This window comes from Dictyobacter formicarum (assembly GCF_016587435.1).
Genome location: NZ_BNJJ01000014.1, coordinates 113,421 through 138,140, shown reverse-complemented (window position 1 = coordinate 138,140; position 24,720 = coordinate 113,421). Strand labels below are relative to the sequence as shown.

Here is a 24,720-nt window from a genome sequence, read left to right as displayed (position 1 = left end):
GTAATATCAGGTATCTATTATCGCACAGCAGCATTGGCGAATTCGCGCACCATGTTGTTAAATTGGCCGGCCTGCTCATCCTGAATCTGCAGAGTTGCTTTATCGATAATACGCACATCGATACGTGGATTGACGCGCTTAAAGGCCGTGCTGGCCTCGGCTGGCGTCAGGAAACCTTCGCGACCCCACACGGCAACTACCGGAACCTGCAAACGGGCCAGGGGCTCATGGACATCCAGCTGCAGATGGTTGCTGAGGAATGCAGCGCTGGCATGGCGGCTATTGGGCTGATGGGCAGAGGTATAGATGTACTCTACCAGCTCATCAGTAATCAAACCGGGATTGTGATAGCCCTGGCCATCGTAGTAAGCACGAATAGCCTGGCGCGATGTCAAAAGATTGTAGATGAATTGGCCAATAATTGGCGCGCGCAGGACAGCTTTCTGCAATGCATTTAAAGGACCAGGATAAGATTCCGCTAATATTGTTGGCGGAGCCCCTACCAGGATCAAACGCTCAAACAACTGTGGGCGACGATAAGCGGCTGCGATCACATAGGCGCTGGTCAGGCCACGGGCCGCCACAATCGCCGGCTTACCCACTACTTCACGAATGAAATCATTAAGCAAATCTGTATACGTTTCCGCGTCATAGTCGATCGCGGGATGATCTGACAGACCGAAGCCCAGCAGATCCAGAGCATACACACGGAACTGCTCCGCCAGTGTATCAATATTCTTACGCCATTCATAAGATGAGGCTCCAGGACCAAAGCCATGGATCAAAACCAGCGGCTTTGCATCACGGCTTCCCTTCACCTCATAAAACATATCGCCGTACTTCCATGGATAGCGGCGCTCTTCTCCTGTCAGAACAGTATCAAGCTCGCCTGCCATTGCCTCAGTTACTTTATTATATAGAGCGAGTGCACCCAGGGTACCACCAAGGACCAGGCCAGTGTTAAACAATTTCTTTGCAATTGCCATTTTTATACACACTCCTACTTGCTGTTCTACCTGATTTGAATTGAGAGGCATTTCATAACATTGCCTCGACACTATACTATACTTACTTTACTTACTTTGCCTATAGAAATATCAATATCCCTATACGATTTGTCTAATGTATAGAGCACAGCAGGCTCAAGAAGTAATATAGCATGTGCAAACAAAAATGCGCAAACACTTCTGCTAAACTAGTACTCTACTACTTACTCATCATTGGCGTGAAATAGAGGCTGTAGCACGCCTTGCGGGCGGGCGCATGCACGGCACATGGGTTTGCGCGCCTGCCGTGCTCAGGATATCCTTTCATGGCTGGTGCAGCAGATGCGCGAATGCGCATCTGCTGCACCAGCCATGAAAAAGAGGTTGGGGACGCTTGCGTTCCCCACGCCAGGGGCGCTCTGCATCTCAACATCTTCCTTCTCCAGATGGTGCGCCGTCTGGCGGCACCACCTGGAGCCAGACAAAACCATTTTAAATGTGATACCATTATTTTACTATGCAAGATATCTCATCATATTTAGATATTGCACCAGAGGTGCAGATAGCACTACAAGCGGGGCAGGCCGTTGTGGCACTCGAGTCGACGGTCATCGCTCATGGTTTGCCATATCCAGCGAACATTGAAATTGCGCATGCTATGGAGGCCACTATTTGGGCAGAGGGCGCTGTTCCAGCCACCATTGGGATTCACGATGGAAAAATCGTCATCGGACTCAATGCGGATGAAATAGAGCAGTTGGCCACCGCTGCGCATGTACGCAAAGTCAGTCGGCGTGACCTGGCATTTACGCTGGCCAGGGGCGAATGGGGAGCTACTACCGTCGCTGGTACGATGCTCTGTGCTCACATGGCGGGCATTCGCTTCTTCGCAACCGGGGGCATTGGAGGTGTCCACCGTGGGGCCGAGACCAGCATGGATATTTCAGCAGACCTGCAAGAGCTCAGTCAGACACCAGTACTGGTTACTTGCGCAGGCGCCAAGTCGATTCTGGATCTTAATTTGACGCTAGAATATCTGGAAACGCATGGCATCCCTGTCATTGGCTGGCAGTGCGACGAATTTCCTGCCTTTTATGTCGCCCAAAGTGGGCTACGCCTCTCACAACGACTCGATGATGTAGCAACGCTGGCCCGCCTGGCTCATATTCAATGGCAAAGCGGCCTGCACGGCATCATTGTCGCCTGCCCGATCCCGGCTGCCCACGCCATGGAAGCCGCGCCGCTGGAACAGGCGATCGCGGCAGCCCTGCGCAGCGCCCGGGAGCAAGGCATCCAGGGAGCGGCACTCACTCCTTACGTCCTATCTCAGGTAGCGCAAACAACCACCGGAGAGAGTATCGAAGCCAACAAAGCCCTCCTGATTAACAATGCCCGCTGGGCAGCCCGTTTCGCCCAGGCCTATGCCAAAAGATAATTTAATGTGGGATTATTAAGGAAAGAAATTTTGGAGTTCGCATTGAGCAGACGTTGATTTATTCCAACATAACGACTACAATACGAATACATAAACGATGTGTGCATTCACACTGACTCGTCCTTTTCTTGTAATAAGTCCTCCTCGAAAGGAGCCGTATACTGTGAACAATCCATTGGAGATTCGTAAGGTGGTCGTGGGCGTAGTCCTTGCCATCCTCTGGATGTGCCTTTTCATATTTCTGAAGGATTCTCTCGTCATTGATTGGTCGGGAGATGGCTCAAACCTTACTTCTCTTAAACTGGTGCTAGGAGTCATCGGCCTGGTGATCGTTGCTTGCTACCACCTGTTTCTCAACGCACGTCCCGAAACCAAGAAGCTTAGTGCGACCGCAACATTGACTATTGTCTGGCTCTCCCTTATCCTTTTTTATCCCTTTAAAGATCCAAACAATACCAATGGTGGTGCAGTCGGTTTCTTCGCTCTGATCGGCGGCCTGGCCGTGGTAGTACTTTGGGTACGTTTCTTCTCAGATGATTTGATCGTTGCCTGAGCACGAAGCATCTTTTACTTTGGTGTTCGGGTGCGCAAATGCGCACCCGAACACCAAAGTCATTCCCGGTATTTTACGATGTATGCGCTATTGCGCATGTATCGTAAAATACCGAAAAAAGAGAGGGGGGCGTGGCGCCCCCAGGCTGGCGAACGACGAGAGCCTCAGAGTGCCGGACTCCCGGCACTTTCTAATTAATGTCTGAAGTGACGTTTGCCAGTAAAGATCATGGCGATAACATGTTTATTAGCCATACGAATAGATTCTTCGTCTCGTAACGATCCACCTGGTTGAATGATGGCGGTGATGCCTGCTTTAGCGGCGCACTCGACCCCATCGGCGAAGGGGAAGAAAGCATCCGAGGCCAGAACCGCCCCACGTGACCGCTCACCGGCTTTCGCTACCGCCAGTTGTACGCTGGTAACACGGTTCATCTGCCCGGCACCAACGCCAACAACCATCAGTTTATGCGCCAGCACGATGGCATTGGATTTGACACCCCGCACCGCCTTCCAGGCAAACATTAGATCGGTAATCTCCTCCAACGTTGGATCGCGCTCAGTCACTGCACGGTAGTCAACCTCTCCATCCCCCACAAAATCTGGCGTCTGCAACAGCAATCCTCCCCCGACCGTTCTGGCTTCCACATGTCCATTCAGCAGGAGCTGGGTATTAATAGCCCTGGGCTCAATCGCACGATGGGTTGCCAGGAGCCGCAGATTCTTGCGCTGTCCCAGAATCTGGCGCGCATCCGGGGTAAATTCAGGAGCAACGATGGCCTCATAAAATAGTTGACTGATCTCTAATGCAGTCGCTTTATCAATGGAACGATTGCTACCGATGATCCCACCAAAAGCGGAAACCGGATCGCCCGCATGAGCCTTTTTATAGGCCTCGACAAGTGTATCACCACAGGCCAGGCCACAGGGATTGGTGTGTTTGACAATCGCAATGGTTGGAGCGGTAAAACTTTGTACGATATTTAAAGCCGCGTCGAGGTCCAACAAATTATTGTATGAGAGTTCTTTGCCCTGCAAAATTTCGCAGCCGGCCAGGGTTGGGAGGTTTGTACCAGCCGATGAAGCATCGGCCCAGCGATAGAAAGCTGCGTGCTGGTGCGGATTTTCACCGTAACGCAACATATGCAGGCGCTCCAGGGGAATGGTCAATTCTTCCGGAAAACGTTCTCCTGTCGGTCCACGCAAATACTCGGCGATAGCAGAATCATAGCACGCCGTATGCTGAAAGGCGATCGCAGCCAGCCGACGTCGAGTTTCCAGGCTTATCTCCCCCTGCTCGCGCCACTCTTGCAATACAGGAATATAATCCTGGGGACGTACCAGTACCACAACATCCTGGAAATTTTTGGCGGCCGCGCGCACCAGGGCCACACCACCGATATCGATCTGCTCCAGAGCCTCATCCAGGGATGTCGAGGAATCGCGCGCCGTATCCACGAAAGGATACAGGTTGACTACGACAATATCGATAGGTACAATGTGATGCAACTTGAGTTCCTTCTCATGTTCGGCCAGTCCACGATGAGCCAGAATACCACCAAAAATAGCTGGATGCAGCGTTTTTACGCGTCCATCTAAAATTTCAGGGAAGTGGGTCAACTCATCGACAGATAGAGCCTCAATACCTTCTCCCGCTAGTGCTTGCTGCGTGCCACTGGTAGAGAACAGGGTTACGTGATGGCTCTGTAGCTCCTGTGCTAACATAGAAAGGCCATCACGGTTAGCCACACTGATTATCGCTCTCATTGGTCATCCTTTCGGGATGTATAGGGATAAGAACGAACCACAAAGATGCCAGGTACAAATGCCGCCATACTATAACGGGCAAGTTCGCTAAAAAGAACAACTCATAATAAGGCTTACGTTTCTAAAAGAAAGTCGGTAATAGCTTGTTTGTATCAGTATATTCCACAAGACATAGAACGGCGAACGCAACTATGGAGCAGGCCGCCCCACACCTGGTCAGAAGAGATCTTGATCAGCGCTAATTTCAATCGCTACATTTTCAATCACTCAGGCAAGGAGAGGGCAAGAAAGCTATGCGCATACTCATTGTACGGCCTGGGGCCATCGGTGATACCCTGGTGACGTTTCCGCTGCTGCACTATCTGCGAACCCGAGCACCCGACACACATCTCACGGTTGTGGGCAACGCTGCCGTGCTGCCCCTGCTCCAGGCATTCACGCTGGCGGATGATATTGCGAATTATGAGGAGCGACGCTGGAGTCAGTTATTTCTATCGCCAGATGGTTCACATCAACAGAACCTGCAGCCCTTCCTGCGCACCATAGAGAGGGCCATCTGTTGGCTGAGAGATGCAGATGGCACGATTACAGCCAACCTGCAGGCCGCCGGGATTCCACGTTACAGTGTTGTCCCAGGACGTCCACCGGATTCATACACTCTGTCCATTGGCACCTATCTGGCCCAGAGCATTGGCGAGGAGGCCGCCATCGCACACCATTTGCCCGTTCCCGCCGCCTATGCGTGGCAGGCGGCCAATCATACAGGACCCGTAGCCATTCATCCTGGCAGCGGAGGCCAGGCCAAGTGCTGGCCGGTCGCCCACTTCGCCCAGATCATCATAGCGTTATGGCAACAGCACATCCCGGTACTCTTGCTGACAGGGCCCGCCGAACAGTCGCGGCAGCACGACCTGTACCAGCTATTACCCGAACCTCCCGAGCCATCATTGCTCCAGCAATTGAGCAACGCCCCGCTGATAACAGTAGCCCGGGCGCTACAACATTGTCGTGCTTACCTGGGCAACGATGCGGGCATCACCCACCTGGCCGCCCTGCTTGGTCTTCCCACACTCGCCCTATTTGGACCCAGCAACCCCCTGATCTGGCAACCCCAGGGACAAACAGTCACAACACTACGCGCCCCCCAACTAAGCCAGCTATCCCCCGATATAGTATTGGCGGCACTCACAGACCTGCTCTAACCCCGGGTATTTTCCGGGGTCTTTGCGGGCCTCGGGCGAGAAATCGGGCGCAAGGCCCGAATCTACGGGAGAGCGTTTTCGGGCCTCGGGCGAGAAATCGGGCGCAAGGCCCGAATCTACGGGAGAGCGTTTTCGGACCTCGGGCGAGAAATCGGGCGCAAGGCCCGAACCTATGGAGGGGAGGTTCACGGAAAATAATTAGCACTTTTTACTATAAATTTTACAGGAGCAAGCAGATCGCATATACTCCTTATCATTGACCTTATTAACACAAAGCGCTGGATGCTGCAAAAGGAACTATTTCTTTACGATCCATAGCAGTTATATATTTGATCTTCAGCACTATTACTTGCTGCAGCCCCCGATAGAGAGGAGGACTTTGTTATGAATCTCGGTCCATCAAATCCCAACCAACCTGATATGCCAGGGCAACATGATGCCCCAACAGAAATGTTCCAGGCCAATCCTGCTTCTCCCAACTCTCCCTATCAGCAGGGGGCAAGAGCGCCATTTCACCATGGTCAGCGGCCAGGCCCAGCAATACGGCCAGAACAGCTAATCAACAAAAAAAAAGCGCAAACGCTCCCTCCAGGACCATGGTATACCAAACTCGCGTATTTATGGCGTTCAGACCCTGCATACAAAGTACTTTTTATCGCCATTGGGGTGGTAATTTTGAGCAGTATCCTTGGCGTTATTTTACTTGGCACCGCCTTTTCATCGTTTACAAACAAACCAGCTACAAATCCCAATCAGAACGATTCGCAGACCACAGCTAACGGCCCACAGAATACACCAACCGCAACGCTGCAGCCAACCGCAACGCCAACGCCAACCGCAACACCCACACCGCAGCCAACCGCAACGCCCATACCTCAGCCTACAGTTGCTCCTACACCAACTCCTGTGCCCAATAACGGACCATTGACCGTTCAGTTCGCCAATGTGCCTGCACAGGCGAGGAACCACAGCACGGTCTTCATCACAGTCACAACCAAACCCGGCGCGGCAGTGGGACTGCTTATTACCTACAATGCTTCGCCTTCCTACCAGCAAACGAGCCCGGTGGTCGCAGATGCTAATGGTACAGCCACCATTCCCTGGTCGATCAATGAGCGCTCATTTGGCGGCTTCACACAGACCATTACTGCCCACCTGATTGCTGTGGCTCGTGATCAAAATGGCCAACAGGCAAACTCGCAGCCAGCTACAGTACAGATTATTGGGTAATATTAATAGGACAGTTGGTGAATTTTGCGTTCCTTTGTGCGTATAAATCTATATAAGATACATAAAAAGATATATACCACAAATGCATAGGAATATATATGGAACAGAACGACGAAATTCGATCGATACAGAGTATGGCTCACACTATTGGGAACAATGTCAGCCGCGTCATTATCGGTAAGGATGAGGTGATTCAGTTCCTGGTGGTGGCGCTCCTCTGTGAGGGCCATGTGCTATTTGAAGATGTGCCTGGTATCGGCAAGACAACGATGGCCAAGGCTCTCGCGCGCTCGCTCGGCTGTAGCTTTCAGCGCATTCAATTTACACCAGACCTGCTGCCGTCCGATATTACAGGCATTACTTTTTACAACCAGAAAAAGGGAGAATTCGAATTCCGGCCCGGCCCCTTGCTCTCCCAAATTGTACTGGCAGATGAAATCAACCGCGCCACCCCGCGTACACAGTCGGCCCTGCTGGAAGCCATGGAAGAAAGGCAGATCAGCATTGAGCGCAACAGCCTGCCACTTCCCCGACCCTTTATGGTCGTGGCTACACAGAATCCCGTTGAACTTGAAGGCACATTCCCCCTGCCAGAAGCACAATTAGACCGTTTTCTGATGCGCCTGCGCCTTGACTATCCTGACAAAGACGAGGAACGCCAGATCTTGCGTCGCTTCAAAGAGGCACAACCGCTGCAAGAACTGAAACCAGTGGTGGATGCAGAGCAATTGACGCGCCTGCAAAATGCTATTCGCAAAGTCTATGTCAGTGGGGGCATCGAAAACTATATCGTTGAATTGATTCATGCTACCCGTGACCATAGCGAGGTTGAGTTAGGCGTCAGCCCACGCGGTACGCTGGCACTCTACCGGGCCAGCCAGGCGATGGCCGCCATCCAGGGACGTAACTATGTGATACCAGATGATGTGAAGCGCCTGGCTCCTAATGTGCTTTCGCATCGCATTATCGCCACCACCCAGTCGCGTTTACATGGACGTGATATGGATCAAGTTATCGTAGATATTCTGCATAGCACAGCGGTACCGGTTGAACAATGAAACAAGCCCAGCTTGCGCCGCGTCAGCGCAAAGCCAAACAACAAAGTGGTACAGGCGATAGCCACATTAATAGAAACCTCTATCTCCTAGGCGGCATCGTCTTGTTAATAAGTATCCCGGCTCACATACCATTGCTCCTGGTTTGTAGCTGTATTTTCCTGTGCGTCCTCCTGATTACTGATATCTGGGCTACCTATTGTTTGCATGAGGTGCGCTATCAGCGACACCTCAGCGAAACCAGGGTCTTATTCGGTGAGGATATCACTTTATCGATCTCGATTGAGAACGCCAAACTACTGCCATTGCCTGTCCTGCAGGTCAATGATAGCATTCCACGCGCCTTACCACTAAAAGGACAAGCCTTTCGCAAAACGCTGATCAGCAACATAGTAACGCTGGAGAGCCTCTTCAGTCTGCGTTGGTACGAACGAGTCACGCGCACATACACAATACAGTGTATTAATCGAGGCGTTTATACCTTTGGGCCAGCTAAACTGCATAGTGGAGATCTCTTTGGCTTTATCAGCCGCGAATTACAGGATGAAGCGGTACAGCATATGGTAGTCTATCCCCTGGTAGTGCCCATCAGTAGCTTCCATCTCCCTTCACAACGCCCATTTGGGGATTACCGCACCAGGAGACGCTTCATGGAGGATCCTTCGCGCGTCATAGGTGTCCGCGATTATGCCTATGGAGATAGCTTGCGCCGGGTAGATTGGAAGGCAACCGCACGCACTCAGGAACTGCAAAGCAAGATCTACGAATCCACTACCACATATTCGCTCTCCATCTTCTTGAACTCATCGGTGAAACTGGATAACTACTATAGTATCCACCCCGCCTTACAGGAGTTGGCAATATGCGCGGCGGCCTCCATTAGCAACTGGGGACTTGATGAGGGCTATACGGTGGGCCTCTATGCCAATACCCCTATGAGTCTGCAAGATGAGGAGCAAACAATGGACGAAGCAGCTGGCGAGCACGATCTGCAACAAACGATTGCCAGACAACTCAAACGCCGGACGGTCAGTATCCCACCGGCCAGGAGTGAGGAGCAACGCAAACGCTTGATGGAAGCGCTGGCGCGCATTCAACCACACATGGGTACACCACTGGAAGAGACCATGCAGAGGGAGCGTGCGCATCTATCCAACGGTGCAACCGTAATTGTAATTACTAATGTCATCAGTGAGCGCCTGATGGAGATTATGCTGCGCATGCAGCGTAGTGGCCATGCCGTCTCACTCCTGCTGGTGGGAGATAATCCACCACCAACCAGGATAGCCGGCTTCCCGGTTTATTATCTGGGCGGCGAAGAGACCTGGGATAATCTGCAGGTAACGTATGGCAACGTACAACCAGAGAAAGACGAGATTCAAACTGAGATAGCAGGTTTGAATCTCTAATCGTAGGTGCGCCCATCAATCGTATGATTTTAGACGAAATCATACGATTGATGGGCGCACCTACGATTAGATGTCGGAAACCCAATCGCTGGCATAGGGTATTTCAGGTACCACCGTATCAAGCGATGTCGCATCATCGCTCGCCCGTAAACGTAAGAGGGCTTCCAATTCTACCTGTTTGTAGAGCCGCTGACGTTTGATCCCCTGGCGGTAACTCTTGAGTATTCCTCGACTGACATACGTGTAAAGGGTTGAGATTTTTATGCCAAGCAAAGTTGAAGCTTCTTGTCCATCCAAATAATGTTCACCATTTAACTCAATCAAGGCTCAGCCCTCCTTTCATAGCGCGCATGTATTTAATTATCGATTTTACCTTTTGAGCCGATAATGTGCCCTCTGGTACGTATTAAATATCTTATGTTACCTTTTATCATCGCATGTTTAGGCTAAAAAATCAAGCCTTATCAGATATGATCAATATAAATCAAATAACATCAAGTTTCATTGACATCCATGGGCATAGATGATACAACTAACAAGAGATGAATGTATTTGATCAGTATTATCATAAAAGCAAAGGAGCAGATATACAATGTCAATGACGATACCAGATACAGGAAACACCCCTCAAAAAGATAATGCAACCACTCCCCCGGTAAAGCCAAACAAAGGTGGATTAGAGGGAATCGTTGCTGCCACGACCGCTATCAGCAAGGTAGATGGCACCGCCGGACGCCTGGTTTATCGCGGTTATGATATTCATGACCTGGCCCGTACCTGCAGCTTTGAAGAAGTTGCTCACTTGCTCTGGTTTGGACATCTTCCTACCCAGAAAGAGCTCTCGGATCTACACCAGAAATTTGTAGCGGAACGTTCATTGCCCGAGACCGTTCTGCAGGCGATCCGCGAGCTTCCCAGCACTACCGAGCCAATGGATGTGTTACGCACCGCGGTTTCCGCCTGGGGCGCAGTCAGTATTTCCGGGAAACCAACGATCGACCAGGCTATCGCTGTGACGGCACGCTTCCCGTTGATTCTGGCGGCATTTAACCGCCTGCGTCACGGAAAAGAGATCCTGGAGTCGCGTTCAGAGCTGGGGCATGCAGCAAACTATCTCTATTTGCTAACAGGCGAGGTGCCGAAAGAGGAGCATGTCAAGGGGTTAAATTCCTACCTGGTACTGCTTGCCGATCATGGCATGAATGCTTCGACATTCACGGCCCGTATCGTTGCCAGCACTGAGTCCGATATTGTTTCTTCACTGGTAGCCGCTCTGGGAGCTTTAAAGGGTCCACTGCATGGTGGCGCCCCCTCTAAAGTACAGGATATGCTACGAACCATCGGCAGCATCGAGAATGCAGATCCCTGGATTCGCGATGCAATTACCCATGGTGGTCGCTTGATGGGCTTTGGCCATCGCGTCTATAAGACCGCTGATCCGCGCGCTGAAGAGTTGCGCGAAATGGCTCGCGTGGCCGATCCAGAGGACTTCAAGCTCGCGCACCATGTGGAAAAGACCGCACTTGCTTTGTTGGATGAATTGAAACCCGGCCGTCGCCTGTATACCAACGTCGAATTTTATTCAGCCGCCCTGATGAAGGCTGTGGGTCTGAGTGGAGACCTCTTTACTCCGACATTCGCCGTCAGTCGCTGTGCCGGCTGGACCGCTCATATTCTGGAACAGGTCAACAATAACCGCCTGATTCGACCTGAAGCCGAATATACCGGTACGTTGAACGAAACCTTTGTTCCCCTGGCCGAGCGCTCATAATATGAGCGCTCACGCGCCCGAGCTATAGGGTTCGCGCCTTCGGCGCTCAAAACGTTTGAATGTGTCAGACTCCCAACATACTGGGAATCAGAGCGCCCCTGGGCCTGGGGAACGCAGGCGTCCCCACTCTCTTTTTTATGTTGGTGCAAAACGTGCGCTGTGCGCACGTTTTGCACCAACATAAAAACCTCTTTTGAGCTTCGTAGGAGCGTAGCGTGAGGCAAAGAGACCACGATGGGCGTGGGAATCAGACACGCTGTTAGTTCTACTGCCCTTCTTTGGCGCGCGCCCACAACGCTTCCCATTCAGGGGTGCTATATGAGGTCAGTGGGCGTCCCTCGGCTTTGGCCATCACCTCCATAGCTTGAAAGCGCCGACGAAACTTACGATTGGCAAGGCGCAGCGCCTCCTCAGCATCAATTTTGAGGAAACGCGCCAGCTTGGCCACCATAAAGAGCACATCCCCTATCTCTTCCAATTGCTCATCGGGCGAGGTGGCCCTTTTGATCTCTTCCAATTCTTCTTCCAGCTTGGCATAGACGTCCTGTAGCGACGTAAACTCAAAGCCGGTTTTCACTACGCGTTTCTGATACTCTTGCGCCACCATCAAGGCTGGCGTGGCCTGTGGCACACGATCCAGCACGCTCTCATTCACGGTATCCATTCCGGCTGAAGCGCGCTCCTGCTTCTTAATCTCTTCCCAGTTCTGCACCACCTGGCCGGCGTTCTGTACCTCGACATCGCCAAAGACATGGGGGTGGCGACGAATCAGCTTGGCATTGATATGCTCATAGACATCCCCGATCGAAAATTCGTCCGCCTGGCGGCCAACTTCGGAGTGCAGGTAGACCTGGAGCAATAGATCTCCGAGCTCTTCCGCCAGCTTATCCATATTATTTTCTTCGAGCGCCTCCACCACCTCATAGGTCTCCTCAATCACGTAGCGCTTCAAACTATCGTGCGTTTGCTGGCGGTCCCAGGGACACCCATCAGGCTCGCGGCGCAGGCGCATAGTAATATAGCGTAAGGTTTCAGGCAGGCGCAGGGCCGACAGCTCACTGACAGGAGGTACATAGAGCGTGCTCAAATGATTGGCAAAATTATTGCGATCCAGCTCATAAAGCGGCATCTCAATCACCGCCTCGTCTTCTCCGACGCCAGCGGCCCGCACCAGCTTGACTGGCCATTCATCGGGATAGCACTCGCCCAGCGCTAATTTAACCTCGCTGGCCAGGCGACGATTATAGACCTGAACAATCATCAAAGGAATGGTCGGAATGATCTTGCCCGCCACCTCATCGCGATGCGAGAAAGCCAGGTTGGTCGCATCAACGATCTGGGCTCCCACCTCAAAGGGGTCCAGGGCCAGCAGGTTACAGACTGGCTCGATAAAAGAAAGGCCAGAAACGATGCGGGTTGATAATCCGCGCTGCCGCGCCAGCTCAAGCACCAGCTGGACAGAGGTCTCACCAACCAGGGGATGGCCGGGGACCGTATAAATAACTGGCTGTTTGGCCGCCAGGTCACAGACTTCCGTGGCAATTTGTTGGTATAATGAGCTCCAATCATCCGACTCATCATAGAGTCTATCAAAGGATTCTATACGTAATTTAGGTATATCTAACTTCAATGGCTCAACTGTAGGGTGAATAATAGTACGAAAGTATACGGTTTGATCACGCTCGGCCGCCTGTGCGAGTACGCGGCGCGCCTCCACTGTCAGATCATGTATGCTACCAGGCCCCAGGCCAACAATTGTGATCGCTGATGCAGTCGTGTCAGTCATAAAAAAAGATCCTCTCCTTACTCCACCGTGCTGGTGGTAAGTGTACTGGTTGCGCAAAACTGTGTCAAATAATGGGATGGAGAGATCTCAGCATTGTCGAATATGAAGCAACGTGCTATGCTATTTCTATAACAATACAGCAAAGGTTGCTTATTCAATGAATAAGCACTACAAGGAGGTTCTCGATGGTGTCCGCTGACAGCACAAAACCCACTTGTCCGGTTTGCAATCAAGCAGACCAGGTCAAGACTATGCAAGCAGCATATAACTCTGGTGTGGCCCGTTGTGCCCCGCCGGATATGCCTACACGTAATGTATCCATGATGAAACCCGTTACTGTGTGTGGGCTTTTTATTGGCATCTGTCTCTTTCTTATTATTACCCTGATCGGTGGGCTGGGAAGCAACTTCCCGCAAATCCTTCAGTTAATTCTCCTCGTTATTACACTTATCCTTATTGTGACGGCACTCGCGGTTTCCTACTGGTCTTTCCAACGCGTTGTGCGCGGCGACAATGAGGCGGTTGAGCTCTACCCAGCCTGGGATAAAGCTACGGCTCAGTGGAAGAGTCTATACTACTGCCAGCGCGACGACGCGGTCTTTGATCCGAAGACCAACACGCAGATCTCAAATAATCAACTTGCCTCATTGCGTGCCAGTGCAACACAAGCCATCAAAAGCGAACTGCAAGCCGCGACCCAACATTAATTTATTTGCTATCATACAACAGGGGATCGCTTATGGATCCCCTGTTTTGGCTGCGTTACGCTACAGGTATATTCAACGCTGGGCGCCACGTGAGCTACTCCGTTGATCCGAGTTCCTGGAAGTTTGTAGACCAGCCTGTCGCTTCAAGGTGAAGCGCCGCCGCTGCCCGGGCTTTTTCCCCTGCCGTTTCAACCATTGCTTATACTCAATGGGACGCAATTTGCCCTGGCCAGCATCCAATCGCAATGGCCGCCTGGGACGCTTCACCCTGGGTTTTGAGACATTTACAATGCGACCTTCGGTCAGGAAGGGTAGTACCACCTCCGCCACATAGGGCGCAGCCAGCATAGGGGCGCTATGATTGGCAGGAATCACGACGTCATGTGGTCCCAGGTGCCGTGGACGCGCAATCAAGGCATCGCGCCCTCCCCAGATGAAGAGCGTAGGAATCGATGGTACATAAAAAGGGGTACGGCCTTGACCAGGCATCTCGCACAGTGAGCGCACCAGAATATCGATTGGCTGTAGCTCAATCTCCTTTTTCCAGACATAGGTGTATTGGTGCTGCTGCCAGTTAAAACCGAGGGCGCGTACCAGGCTATGGAGCCGCCAATCAGAGAAGACCCATTGCATCAACGCTGGAGAATGGGGACCATCTAATAAACGGACAAATAAAGCCCAGATTTCCAGAATATAGGTTGGGCACAAGAAGATAGCATGGCCAACAGACTGTGGATAGCGCTTGACATAGGCCTCTGCAGCGCGCGTACCAGATGAATATGCCAGCATTGCCCAGTGTTCAATACTTAAAAATTGACGGACCTCTTCAATCGCCTCGGCACATATTTGATAATAAGGCTCATCTGCCGCAACGTGTGGAGAACCGCCGAGGCCAGGTAATTCAATCATGATTAATTGAAAATGCGATTTTAATAATGGGGCCAAATTTTGCCATATTGCAAAGGTCACGCCCCAACCGTGAATGAGGAGGAGGGGTGGTCCACTTCCTTCAAGTCGGTAACGTAGCATAGTTCTTTCGCTTCCATCAAAGTGCCATCTGGCACAGGCCAATGATTTAACTACCCACCGGATACATCTTCTCCCAATAATTGCCTTCAACTTACCCTATTTCCGGCAATAAACAAAAAAAGACATATCTCTCCTACATTAGAATTACGAATATCCCCTCAGATGAGTAGCGAAAGGTGATAAAGTGTTGCCCAATAGTAATGGGTATGAACCATTTTACCATAGGGCAACGTATGCGCCAAGAAATATAGAGGCATCATAGTCAGTGCAAATGAAATATGGTATAGTCGAGATGGTGAACCCATAACAATGGGGATCTTTGTTGCGCGCGTCCGCAAAAGGGAGCGAGAGGAGAACAATCATAGCAGAATGCGTACCATCTTGATTCTTACATCAAAAACTGGAGGCGGCCATGTAAGCCTCGCTGAATCTCTGCGCGATCAGCTACAAGCGGATGAAAACTTACAGATCGAGATCCTAGACCCACAGTCCAGTTTCTTCCACTGGCATTATCGATTGGTCAGTCGTTATGCGCTCTGGCTCTGGTCGGCTGAGTTCCGCTTGATTGATACTCCTGCTCGGGCGCGCGTAGCCCATGGTGTCTTTACGCTACTAGTGGCCCGCGCCCTGCGGACAGCTATCCAGCGTTTGCGGCCCGCGCTAATCATTACGACCTATCCTTTTTTGACCCGGGAAGTGATGCAGGTGTTAAAAAGCCTGAAAACAGCGATCCCGTTTGTGATGCTCTTTACTGATCCCAAAGCGTTACATGCTTCCTGGTTGACGGAGAAGGAAGCCAGCGCGGCGCTGGCGCCGACGAAAGAAACGTATCAACGGGCAATAGAGGCCGGTTTTATACCAGCACGCCTTCACCAGGTGGGCTGGCCGGTACGCGCACAATTTAGTCAGCAAGCTACACAGGCCACTGCTGCCAGTCGGACCAGCATATTGCAACAGCTAGGGCTCAATCCCGCCTATTTCACGGTCTTCTTGCAGGGCGGAGGCGAGGGGTCCGCCCAGTTTGGTCAGGCGATAGAACAGCTCCTGGGCACCGACGAACAGCTACAAATCATTCTGGCAACCGGTACCAATCAGGCGCTACAGGCGCGTTTCCGACAGGTAAAAAATGTCTATCCTCTCCCTTTCACCAAAGATATTGCAACCTACATGGCTGCGGCAGATGTGATCATGGGCAAAGCCGGGCCGAATATGCTCTTTGAGGCAGTGACATTGGGCAAGCCATTTATCGCCACTACGTATATCCCAGGGCAAGAAGAGGCCAATCTGGAGTTTATCCGGCAGCATCAACTGGGCTGGGTGACACTGACCCTGGCTGAGCAGTGCACGCTGCTAAAGAAGCTAGTAGCACAGCGCGAGGTTCTACAGAAGATGGAGCAAACGGTGGCCGCCTATCAGCAGTGGAACAATACCCAGACGGCCTTGATTGTCCCACTGCTCCGTCAAATCCTCACATAGGTTCGGAGCTGGCCTCCGATTATTGCCTGCCTCACGGCTCGGCGACCCGGTGACAATGACCCCGACATGATCAATGCCGAGCCAATCGGAGGCCAGGAGGAGATCATGCCCCCGGCATGCTCGTCCGAACCTATGGATTTATCGTTGGAGGTTGCCCAACACATGGCGCGCAATCACGATGCGCTGGATTTGATTGGTGCCCTCAAAGATCTGGGAGATCTTGATATCCCGCATATAACGCTCAACTGGATAGTCTCTCACGTAGCCGGCACCACCCAATACCTGGACGGCGTTTGTTGTGACCTCCATCGCCATATCAGTGGCAAAACATTTAGCCATTGAGGCGTACATACTGGCTGACTCACCCCGGTCCATTTTATAGGCTGCTTCATAGACCAGCAGGCGGGCCGCCTCGATCTTCATGGCCATATCGGCCAGCATAAACTGAATGCCCTGGAAGGCACCAATGGCCTGGCCAAACTGTTCGCGCTCGCGAGCATAGGCACAGGCCACGTCAAAGGCAGCCTGGGCTACGCCGACCGCGATGGCACCGACATTGACACGTCCGCCATCCAGTACCGAGAGGGCCAGCTTAAAGCCATGGCCTTCTTCACCAATGCGTTGCTCAACCGGCACCAGGCAGTTCTCGAATAGCAATTCGCGGGTGGGAGAGGAATGCAGGCCCATTTTGCGTTCGCGCTTGCCAAAGGAAAAACCGGCACTGCCTTTCTCTACCACAAAGCAGGAAATGCCGGAGGAGCTCCTACCGGCACTGCTGCGCGCCATCAATAAATAGATATCAGCCTCGCCACCATTGGTAACCCACATTTTAGAGCCATTGATCAAATAACCATCTGCCTGCTTTTCCGCCTGGCATTGTAAACCGGCCGCGTCAGAGCCCGAGCCAGCCTCGCTGAGCGAAAAGGCTCCAAACAGCTCACCGCTAACCATGCGTGGCAACCAGCGTTGCCTCTGCTCCTCACTGGCGAAGTGCGAGAGCGCACCAGACACCATATTATGCACCCCCAGGCCAACGGCCGTTGCCATATCACCACGAGCCAACTCTTCATAGACCAGGGCACAGGACTGACGGTCCAGCATGATGCCACCATATTCTTCAGGTACCGTCATCCCCAGCAGGCCCAGTTCAGCCATTTTGCCAAATATTTCACGTGGAAAATGCTCTTGCTCATCCCATAACTCAGCCTGGGGAGTAATTTCTTGTGCAGTAAAGCGACGCACCATGTCGCGAATATCCGTTTGCTCTTCATTGAGTTCGAATTGCATTAAATGTGCTCCTTTTTCTCTTTCTTCCAGCACAAAGCGCACTATTTCCGGCAGTCATTACACGGAAACACTTATACATAGACGTAGCATATGTTACCAGAATATGCAAGAAAAAAGGAAGGAATATAAAAATTTTTATTTGGCTTGCCAGACCTGGATGGTGCGGTCTACACCAGCGGAGGCAATGCGGCTCCCATCGGGGGACCAGACGATGCTCTGGACGTAACCACTGTGACCGTGATAGCTGTATGTTTCTTTTTTGGCAGCGATATTCCAGAGATGGACCAGTTTGTCGTTGCCGCCAATGGCCAGGTGCTGTCCCGAAGGGGACCAGGCCAACGCATTTTTGAGGGTCGAATTATCAATCCTTAAGGTGGCGACTGGATAATTGCTCAGGGCGCCGTCGATGCGTACCCGATAGTCGCTACTGGCAGTAGCCAGGTAACGGTTGTTCGGCGACCAGGCCAGGGCGAGGACGTTACCATTATAACCACGCAATATTCTCTGGCTAGGAGCCGGAAAAAAAAGGGAACTCAAAAATGACCGCTTCTGGTGCACGCGACCGGGCTCCCAGATACGGACACAATTGTCCTCGCCAGCCGAAGCGATCATGTGTCCATCAGGCGACCAGGCCAGTGTACTGACGGGAGCGGTATGCTCTTGATACGTCACGCTGACCTCGTGGCCAGGCTCTTGAGCCTGCCAGACCAATACCTGCGCATCCTGTCCCGCCGATGCCAGTGATAGACCATCAGACGACCAGGCGACAGCTTTAACCGCGCCGCTATGTCCGGCAAAAACATACTCTGTTTTGCCCGTCAAGGGCCTCCATAGACACACTTTATGGTCATCGGAGGCCGAGGCGACCATTTGACTATCTGGCGACCAGCACACGCCATTTACGCGCTCTGTGTGTTTTTTGTAGGTGAGAAGATGTGTGCCGTTGGCGGCTTCCCAGATTTGTACCGTTTTATCATAACTGGCCGAAGCCAGATATTTACCATCGGGCGACCAGGCCAGCGCCGTAATCCGGGTAGCATGCCCCATACAGACATAGAGCATGTTCGCCTGTGGAAACACCTGGGGGGGTCCCGTGCGCCGGGCAGAGCGTTTGCCGGTTGGTGTTTTAGGTACCACGGGTGGCGCTTGATACACAGCCATCTGGGAAGCTGCGGTGGGCTCCGGCTTTAACGGCAGCGGAGCCAGCAACGAGGATACAGTAGGCATCTGAGATGAGCCATTCAAGGTCATACGCGGCAAGGTCTGGCCCAGTGTATATTGCATAGTCACAGCCTGCAACTCCTGGCGCACCTGAGCGATATCGGCGGGACGTTTAGTGACATCCACACAGACCATACTCATCACCATACTTGCCAGGGACGCGAGCCGCTCATCCTGTAGATGAAGCTGAGAAAACTGAAAGGGCGTCTCGGATGGATCTTCACCCGTCAGCAACTGGTGCAGCGTCGCCCCCATGCTATAGATATCCGCGCGCACAGTGGTCTGGGATTTACCGTATTGCTCGGGCGGCGCATAACCATAAGAGCCCAATGCGGTCGTATCTTTCTCTTTACCGGGCGTAAAATTACGGGCGATACCAAAATCAATCAGGTAGAGATGGCCGGTCGAAGTCAACATAATGTTGGCGGGCTTCAGGTCGCGAAAAATGATCGGCGGCTGGCGCGTATGGAGATATTCAAGCACCCCACACAACTGTAAAGCAATATCCAGCACCTTCTCAATGGGCAATTTCGCCCCGCCCAGGCGTTGCAAACGATCCTCCAGGGTCTCGCCATCGATAAAATCCATCACCAGATAGGAGCGGCCGCCCTCCATAAATTGATCATAGATGCGAGGCAGATTGGGATGGGTCAGGCCCGCCAGGAGCATGGCCTCGTGTTTGAACGAGGCCACAGCCTCTTCCAGTTCTTTTGAGTTCAATGTACTCTGGCTCATCTCTTTAATGGCTACCAGGCGGTTACCAAACTCTAAATCTGAAGCCTTATAGACTGCCCCAAAGCCACCACGCCCGGCCTGGCCCAGAATCAGATAACGCCGCTTCAGCATGGCCTGCGCCGTCAGCAAGCCAGTCAGAGTCGAACTGTTCACCGGGGCAGCAGAAAGACGCAGCGACTGTCCACACGCCCGGCAAAAAAGGGCCTGTTCGCGATTCGCAGCGCCACAATGATCACAAAACACGTGAGATGAAAGTGCCATCAAACTCCCAATAAAAACATTTGTACCAAAATAGTAATCCTCAAGTAAAGTAGTACAAATGCATAAGCGTTGTCAAGAGGAATGCCACTACTTATACCTCTTGTCATTATGCGCTGCACATTTAAATTAAAAGAAAATCTTCTTTTTGCCAGGTAAGCCAGAGGATAAACTGATATAGAGCAAAGAGCTCAAGCGCAAAAGGTAGGTAGCCAAGATAGCCGAGCAGAGGCATTTCAAAGACTTTCCAGAAGTTGATATAGGGAACCGTGTAGTACCATTTAGGTAAGGAAAAGTAGTTCCACATCTCCCAGAAAAAGCCACAAAAGAGGGCTCCAAACGGCAAGATCATAAAGCTCCAGTTCTGGGCAGCGATATGGGCAAAGACTGATTTGCGTCCAAAATAGTTATTGAGTGGGTCAAGCAGAAAAGTTAAACTGAACCAAACAAGAGGGAAACAGTAGTGTGGATAGACCCAGGGAAGTATAAAGCAGGCGATCCCTATTAGTTCCAATATAATAAAGGATGGTAATGGCAAGCGTGCTCCAGGATCATAGGGGGACAGTTCCAGACGCCTGGTCTTGAATGTAAAGAGAAATTCAGTGGTTTCTAATACAGCCGGTAAGACGGTACTGAAATTTATGCTGGCCAGCACAATAAACATAAATGGGGTATATGGATGGTCAACGATATAGTGCCAGTTTTGAATCGCGCTATTGAACCACTCAAAGATCCACCAGAAAATACTGGAGGTTATAAATAAGAAAACATAGCGCCAACGCATACGCATAAGCAGAGACGTGCCATGGCGCATTACTACCAGAGCATCCATAAAGAAGATATACCCTAGCCAGAGTGGAAAGAACAGATAGCCGCTGAACGGCTCAAGATGGAGCCATGAACCGGTCCAGGCAAGGACGCAGAGAAGAAGGGCAACAAAACCATACCAGGGAAAAGGCTTGCGATATAGTGATCTCACGTATTTCTCCCATACTACAATAATTTGTTGTATGCGATAAACCGCCAATCCATCACTCAATATAAACGCCAGGAAGCCAAAAATCGTAGATTCTTTTCCTGAGTTGAAAGTGGGTGGAGTGTGGCTTATATAGGCAGGCGCCAACGTAAATCGATGCCGCGATAAACAGCGGCGCCCTTATTTTTTTACAAAAGGATCAAGCACAATCGATTGTAAGCGCATTGTGATTTCATTCAAATCCCCAGTCATATACACACCTTCGGGAATCAAATTTTCAGGATGTGGAAACTGTGAGAATGCCTGCCCGCCAAAGATCAAAATCGGCCGTGGCTCCGGCATAAGTTGTAGTTGCCGCCCCAGGCTTATCAATGCAGGCAGATAAGCAGGTAGCGTCAAAGAGAGGCAGATAGCCGCAGGAGATAGCCTTTTGGCGGTATGCAGCAAACCGGTTGTCTCAATGCTCTGTCCCAGGTAGACTACGCGCATCCCTCGGCGGCGCAATAAGAGCGACAGCATCAGAATAGATAATTCATGCGGCTCGCCTGGCGCACAACAGGTAAGCACAATTGGTCCTGAGCTCGGGCCACGTGTCACATGAAACATATTCGTCAGTACAGCGCGAAAGAAACTACTGGCAAAATGTTCTACCGACACCGTCAAATAGCCCTCGGCCCATAAGCGACCGATATCCCATAGCGTGGGCATAATCAGTTCGCTACAAACCTGCTCAACAGCATAAAAAGACAACATAGAGCCCATTAAAACCTGGGCAGCCTGTTCATCCATGTCCTGAAAAATCTCAATTAGCTGCGCGCGTGCCACTTGCATGCTGTAGGCTTCAGGATATCCTCTACCTGCTTTAAAATTTTCAGCCTGTAGCGCAAGAAAATGGTCAACAAGCATCTCTTTAGCAGGATGAACAAATTGCTCGGCATTAAGATCTGGAGGATTCAATGCGACCAGGAAAGAAGGTGTGGCAACCTCAAAATAAGTATCAGCACCCTCTTCTGCAGGGTGCTGCTGTTGCTCCTCCAAATGGCGAAAAAGGGCTACAGCATGGCTAATCGACATACCACCATCTATACACTCTTTCAACCAGTGGATCAGCGCAATATCACGTTCCGAGTATAAACGGTACGCATTGTTGGCCCGCTCCGGCCTCAATAGTGCGTAGCGCCGCTCCCAGGCTCGTAGCGTCGGAGCAGGAACACCCGTTTGTTGCACAACAGCTTTCGTATTAAAAACTGGCTGATCCGAATATTGTTCTAAACGGGGCCACTCCATCGACCCATCATAAGTGGTCATACAATTCTCCGATTAAACGGACATATACGTTCAAGCCAGGGTCCCCATCCACGTGTACTCATGCAGACCAGGAACTCTCTATTGCGCTATACCATAACACATCATATCTCTATCAGTCCAGGCTTTGCACAGGATTTGTTAAATCTCTTTTCAACCCTATCATAGACGTGCTTTAGTGGGTAGAGCGGGTAGAAAGGTAAAGCCAGATTCTTAAAATCAGGAGTCTTTGCAAAACCAGGCATTCGTGCCTTCGGCACCTGACGCTACGCGCCTTCGGCGCTCAAAACGTTTTATGGGTTGTTGCAGAACGTGCGCATCTGCGCATGTTCTGCAACAACCCATAAAAAGAGATCGGGGCGCCAGCGGGATACTCAGTGACTGAATTTCACCTGATAATTCAGGGTCCCCTGGAAGGACTCCCCTGGCTGCACCTCTAGCAGGTGGGCCATACGCCGACGCTCCTCGCCCTGGTGATGCAGATTGATCGCATCAGTCGAGCAGGTCTGGTGCTCCAGGCAGAAAAAATTATCTTTTTCCGTGGCCGTATAAATGATCGCATGGGTAAAGTCATCGGTGGCAGAAATGTGTAATTGCAAACCCTGCTGGCGATAATCGATAATGGCCGGGGCCCCAGGCTGCAAATCCATATACACATGATCTAGCTTCAAATTTCCAACGGCAACCGGCTGACGCACATCAAACATAGCATACATAGTGCCTCTCACATCCAATAACCGGCCCGTTGGTAACAACTCCTCATCAGCCTCCATCACAGTTGCAACAGGAACACTCACATAGGTATCCTGCTTGCCTGAAAGCAACGAAAAATAGGGATGTAGAGCAAAGCCAAAAGGCAATACGCGCTGGCCCTTATTCTGAACCTGATAAGTAATGTGTACACCCTCTCTATTTAGTGTATATGTCAAAGAGAGACGACTATCAAACGGATAAGACTCGTACCAATGATCGCTCTCTTTGTTAATATCTACATAGGTGGTCACACTCACAGCATCCTGCTTCACAACCGGCTGCTCATAGTGCCACTGACGATCAAATACCAGGCCATGGATCAGCACATAATTTCCCTGTGGTCGCTCCACATCCACCAGAGAATAATCCTGACCCTGGAAAGAATAACGCCGATCGCGTATACGATTAGGTAAGGGCCAGAGCACAAAATCGCCGGTAAAAGACATCTGCTTCAACAGCTCGCGCTCGCAGTGGATGATTTCGTGGTTGCCCACGCGAAAGCGGTACAGATTACTACCAAGATCGGGCGCAATGCTGATGCTCATACTCCGAGCGGGATTTTGAGGGTCCTCATACGCCAGAGATAAGATCGTGGATGCCAACTCGGTATCCTTACTTATATCTGCTGAAAAAGCTCCCTGATGATGTTCTGCTGTCATAAGATAATCCTCACAAATTTTTCTTTAAGGTTGCTGGATTATTTATATCTTATCACTCGATTTCCAGAAAGTGATCAGATACACTCTTATTTTGACATTTAGCAAAAAATAAGGGTAGCCCGACATGTGCCGCGGCACATGTCGGGCTACCCTTATGGGAAAGGGAGGAATAAGAGCTAGTCCCCTTCTATTCGTTATGACTTCAAGCCAGTCATAGCAATACCTTGAATGATATAGCGCTGAGCAAGAATGTATACAATCAGCACTGGCACGACTGCGATCACCGAACCGGCCATCACCATGGTCCATTCCGTTGCGTATTGGCCACGGAACTGATTGAGCATCAGCGGCACCGTGAATTTGTCTGAGCTATTGAGCATGATCAACGGCATGAAGAAGTTGTTCCACTGGGCCAGGAATGAGAAGATGCCCAGGGCGGAAAGCGGCGCACGGAGCAGCGGTAAAATGACCCGTGTATAGATCGTCCAGCGATTCGCGCCATCAACGATGGCGGCCTCTTCCAGCTCATGTGGAATGCCCATAATAAACTGGCGCATCAGGAAAACGCCAAAGGCGCTGAACAGCGCGGGCGGCACAATCAACGACAGGTGGGTATCCAGCCAGCCGAGATATTTCATGGTCATAAAGATCGGGATAATGGTCAACTGGAAAGGAATCATCATTGTGGCCAGGAAGAGCACAAAGATGAAACCGCGGCCGGGAAAATTAATGCGCGCGAACGCATAGCCAGCCATTGAACAGGTGACCAGCTGACAGGCCACCACGATCACCGCAATATAGATACTATTAAAGTAAGCCAGGTTAAAAGGTAGAGCATCTAAGGAATCAGGGTAATTGCTCCACACAAAGGGGTTGGGAATCCAGACCGGAGGATCGCTAAAAGCCTGGCTCGTGTCCTTCAGTGAGGTCAGTACCATCCAGACAAATGGCGACGCCATAATGATGGCTCCGATAATCAGCAGGATATGGAGAACAATGGTAAAAAGTCGACCATTGCCCTCGCTCTTACGCCTTGGTAGCTGTTTCGCGCGATTAGAAGCAGTGCTGCCAGCCACATCGCTCTTAACAGTTTCTTGCAACATATGCGTACTCCTCTTTCT

At 51.2% G+C, this 24,720-nt stretch carries 20 protein-coding genes; 9 read left to right on the top strand and 11 right to left on the bottom strand.

Annotation, left to right across the window (positions count from 1 at the left end; all coding sequences use genetic code 11):
* Positions 1 to 17 precede the first annotated feature (17 nt).
* On the bottom strand, positions 18 to 986 hold the full coding sequence (locus tag JMI88_RS23790; RefSeq protein WP_201364461.1) for an alpha/beta fold hydrolase: 969 nt from the start codon (positions 984 to 986) through the stop codon (positions 18 to 20).
* Positions 987 to 1,503: 517 nt separating this feature from the next.
* Between JMI88_RS23790 and JMI88_RS23785 the strand changes: the two genes are divergently transcribed.
* The gene (locus tag JMI88_RS23785) at positions 1,504 to 2,421 is read left to right on the top strand and encodes a pseudouridine-5'-phosphate glycosidase (RefSeq protein ID WP_201364460.1); all 918 of its coding nucleotides are present in this window, start codon (positions 1,504 to 1,506) and stop codon (positions 2,419 to 2,421) included.
* A gap of 163 nt (positions 2,422 to 2,584) precedes the next feature.
* On the top strand, positions 2,585 to 2,974 hold the full coding sequence (locus tag JMI88_RS23780; protein ID WP_201364459.1) for a hypothetical protein: 390 nt from the start codon (positions 2,585 to 2,587) through the stop codon (positions 2,972 to 2,974).
* A gap of 194 nt (positions 2,975 to 3,168) precedes the next feature.
* Here the strand turns inward: JMI88_RS23780 and purH are convergent, their stop codons facing one another.
* Positions 3,169 to 4,740 (bottom strand): bifunctional phosphoribosylaminoimidazolecarboxamide formyltransferase/IMP cyclohydrolase, encoded by a 1,572-nt coding sequence (purH, locus tag JMI88_RS23775; protein WP_201364458.1) that lies wholly within the window; start codon positions 4,738 to 4,740, stop codon positions 3,169 to 3,171.
* A gap of 293 nt (positions 4,741 to 5,033) precedes the next feature.
* On the opposite strand from purH, the gene JMI88_RS23770 reads away from it, so the two are divergent.
* The 4 genes from JMI88_RS23770 to JMI88_RS23755 all read left to right on the top strand — a co-directional run bounded on the left by JMI88_RS23770 (position 5,034) and on the right by JMI88_RS23755 (position 9,636).
* On the top strand, positions 5,034 to 5,942 hold the full coding sequence (locus tag JMI88_RS23770; RefSeq protein WP_201364457.1) for a glycosyltransferase family 9 protein: 909 nt from the start codon (positions 5,034 to 5,036) through the stop codon (positions 5,940 to 5,942).
* 384 nt (positions 5,943 to 6,326) lie between these two features.
* A complete protein-coding gene (locus JMI88_RS23765) occupies positions 6,327 to 7,172 on the top strand; it encodes a hypothetical protein (protein WP_201364456.1) in 846 nt (281 codons plus the stop codon).
* Between the two features lie 98 nt (positions 7,173 to 7,270).
* Positions 7,271 to 8,230 carry an AAA family ATPase gene (locus JMI88_RS23760; RefSeq protein WP_201364455.1) on the top strand — a complete coding sequence of 320 codons (960 nt, stop codon included), beginning with the start codon at positions 7,271 to 7,273 and terminating at the stop codon, positions 8,228 to 8,230.
* The gene (locus JMI88_RS23755) at positions 8,227 to 9,636 is read left to right on the top strand and encodes a DUF58 domain-containing protein (protein WP_201364454.1); all 1,410 of its coding nucleotides are present in this window, start codon (positions 8,227 to 8,229) and stop codon (positions 9,634 to 9,636) included. The genes JMI88_RS23760 and JMI88_RS23755 overlap by 4 nt, the downstream gene beginning before the upstream one ends.
* Before the next feature lie 66 nt (positions 9,637 to 9,702).
* On the opposite strand, the gene JMI88_RS23750 is transcribed toward JMI88_RS23755, so the two are convergent.
* Positions 9,703 to 9,960, bottom strand: a complete 258-nt coding sequence (locus tag JMI88_RS23750) for a helix-turn-helix domain-containing protein (protein WP_201364453.1) — start codon at positions 9,958 to 9,960, stop codon at positions 9,703 to 9,705.
* 268 nt (positions 9,961 to 10,228) lie between these two features.
* Between JMI88_RS23750 and JMI88_RS23745 the strand changes: the two genes are divergently transcribed.
* Positions 10,229 to 11,407: a citrate synthase/methylcitrate synthase gene (locus tag JMI88_RS23745; protein WP_236023026.1), complete on the top strand. Its 1,179-nt coding sequence runs from the start codon at positions 10,229 to 10,231 to the stop codon at positions 11,405 to 11,407.
* Between the two features lie 265 nt (positions 11,408 to 11,672).
* Here the strand turns inward: JMI88_RS23745 and yabN are convergent, their stop codons facing one another.
* Positions 11,673 to 13,193: a bifunctional methyltransferase/pyrophosphohydrolase YabN gene (gene yabN / locus JMI88_RS23740; RefSeq protein ID WP_201364452.1), complete on the bottom strand. Its 1,521-nt coding sequence runs from the start codon at positions 13,191 to 13,193 to the stop codon at positions 11,673 to 11,675.
* A 185-nt stretch (positions 13,194 to 13,378) separates the two neighbouring features.
* Between yabN and JMI88_RS23735 the strand changes: the two genes are divergently transcribed.
* Positions 13,379 to 13,900 (top strand): hypothetical protein, encoded by a 522-nt coding sequence (locus JMI88_RS23735; RefSeq protein ID WP_201364451.1) that lies wholly within the window; start codon positions 13,379 to 13,381, stop codon positions 13,898 to 13,900.
* A gap of 72 nt (positions 13,901 to 13,972) precedes the next feature.
* Here the strand turns inward: JMI88_RS23735 and JMI88_RS23730 are convergent, their stop codons facing one another.
* Positions 13,973 to 14,929 carry an alpha/beta fold hydrolase gene (locus JMI88_RS23730; RefSeq protein WP_201364450.1) on the bottom strand — a complete coding sequence of 319 codons (957 nt, stop codon included), beginning with the start codon at positions 14,927 to 14,929 and terminating at the stop codon, positions 13,973 to 13,975.
* Positions 14,930 to 15,238: 309 nt separating this feature from the next.
* On the opposite strand from JMI88_RS23730, the gene JMI88_RS23725 reads away from it, so the two are divergent.
* On the top strand, positions 15,239 to 16,405 hold the full coding sequence (locus JMI88_RS23725; protein WP_201364449.1) for an MGDG synthase family glycosyltransferase: 1,167 nt from the start codon (positions 15,239 to 15,241) through the stop codon (positions 16,403 to 16,405).
* 138 nt (positions 16,406 to 16,543) lie between these two features.
* Here JMI88_RS23725 and JMI88_RS23720 read toward each other — a convergent pair whose 3' ends face one another.
* The 6 genes from JMI88_RS23720 to JMI88_RS23695 form a co-directional block, all read right to left on the bottom strand.
* Positions 16,544 to 17,692, bottom strand: a complete 1,149-nt coding sequence (locus JMI88_RS23720; protein WP_201364448.1) for an acyl-CoA dehydrogenase family protein — start codon at positions 17,690 to 17,692, stop codon at positions 16,544 to 16,546.
* A 135-nt stretch (positions 17,693 to 17,827) separates the two neighbouring features.
* Complete coding sequence (locus JMI88_RS23715) at positions 17,828 to 19,909, bottom strand: serine/threonine-protein kinase (RefSeq protein WP_201364447.1); 2,082 nt, start codon at positions 19,907 to 19,909, stop codon at positions 17,828 to 17,830.
* Between the two features lie 121 nt (positions 19,910 to 20,030).
* A complete protein-coding gene (locus JMI88_RS23710; protein ID WP_201364446.1) occupies positions 20,031 to 20,885 on the bottom strand; it encodes a hypothetical protein in 855 nt (284 codons plus the stop codon).
* A 177-nt stretch (positions 20,886 to 21,062) separates the two neighbouring features.
* Complete coding sequence (locus JMI88_RS23705) at positions 21,063 to 22,190, bottom strand: MerR family transcriptional regulator (RefSeq protein WP_201364445.1); 1,128 nt, start codon at positions 22,188 to 22,190, stop codon at positions 21,063 to 21,065.
* Positions 22,191 to 22,561: 371 nt separating this feature from the next.
* On the bottom strand, positions 22,562 to 23,599 hold the full coding sequence (locus JMI88_RS23700; protein WP_201364444.1) for an aldose 1-epimerase: 1,038 nt from the start codon (positions 23,597 to 23,599) through the stop codon (positions 22,562 to 22,564).
* Positions 23,600 to 23,793: 194 nt separating this feature from the next.
* Complete coding sequence (locus JMI88_RS23695; RefSeq protein WP_201364443.1) at positions 23,794 to 24,702, bottom strand: carbohydrate ABC transporter permease; 909 nt, start codon at positions 24,700 to 24,702, stop codon at positions 23,794 to 23,796.
* Positions 24,703 to 24,720 lie beyond the last annotated feature (18 nt).

Bases quoted from the DNA above. Each gene is read 5' to 3' on its own strand.
- JMI88_RS23735 (WP_201364451.1), top strand. From the start codon at position 13,379: ATGGTGTCCGCTGACAGCACAAAACCCACTTGTCCGGTTTGCAATCAA.
- JMI88_RS23760 (WP_201364455.1), top strand. From the start codon at position 7,271: ATGGAACAGAACGACGAAATTCGATCGATACAGAGTATGGCTCACACT.
- JMI88_RS23725 (WP_201364449.1), top strand. From the start codon at position 15,239: ATGGGGATCTTTGTTGCGCGCGTCCGCAAAAGGGAGCGAGAGGAGAAC.
- JMI88_RS23715 (WP_201364447.1), bottom strand. From the start codon at position 19,909: ATGGCACTTTCATCTCACGTGTTTTGTGATCATTGTGGCGCTGCGAAT.
- JMI88_RS23730 (WP_201364450.1), bottom strand. From the start codon at position 14,929: ATGCTACGTTACCGACTTGAAGGAAGTGGACCACCCCTCCTCCTCATT.
- JMI88_RS23720 (WP_201364448.1), bottom strand. From the start codon at position 17,692: ATGCAATTCGAACTCAATGAAGAGCAAACGGATATTCGCGACATGGTG.
- JMI88_RS23785 (WP_201364460.1), top strand. From the start codon at position 1,504: ATGCAAGATATCTCATCATATTTAGATATTGCACCAGAGGTGCAGATA.
- JMI88_RS23745 (WP_236023026.1), top strand. From the start codon at position 10,229: ATGTCAATGACGATACCAGATACAGGAAACACCCCTCAAAAAGATAAT.
- JMI88_RS23705 (WP_201364445.1), bottom strand. From the start codon at position 22,190: ATGACCACTTATGATGGGTCGATGGAGTGGCCCCGTTTAGAACAATAT.
- JMI88_RS23770 (WP_201364457.1), top strand. From the start codon at position 5,034: ATGCGCATACTCATTGTACGGCCTGGGGCCATCGGTGATACCCTGGTG.
- JMI88_RS23755 (WP_201364454.1), top strand. From the start codon at position 8,227: ATGAAACAAGCCCAGCTTGCGCCGCGTCAGCGCAAAGCCAAACAACAA.
- JMI88_RS23695 (WP_201364443.1), bottom strand. From the start codon at position 24,702: ATGTTGCAAGAAACTGTTAAGAGCGATGTGGCTGGCAGCACTGCTTCT.
- yabN (WP_201364452.1), bottom strand. From the start codon at position 13,193: ATGACTGACACGACTGCATCAGCGATCACAATTGTTGGCCTGGGGCCT.
- purH (WP_201364458.1), bottom strand. From the start codon at position 4,740: ATGAGAGCGATAATCAGTGTGGCTAACCGTGATGGCCTTTCTATGTTA.
- JMI88_RS23790 (WP_201364461.1), bottom strand. From the start codon at position 986: ATGGCAATTGCAAAGAAATTGTTTAACACTGGCCTGGTCCTTGGTGGT.
- JMI88_RS23700 (WP_201364444.1), bottom strand. From the start codon at position 23,599: ATGACAGCAGAACATCATCAGGGAGCTTTTTCAGCAGATATAAGTAAG.
- JMI88_RS23765 (WP_201364456.1), top strand. From the start codon at position 6,327: ATGAATCTCGGTCCATCAAATCCCAACCAACCTGATATGCCAGGGCAA.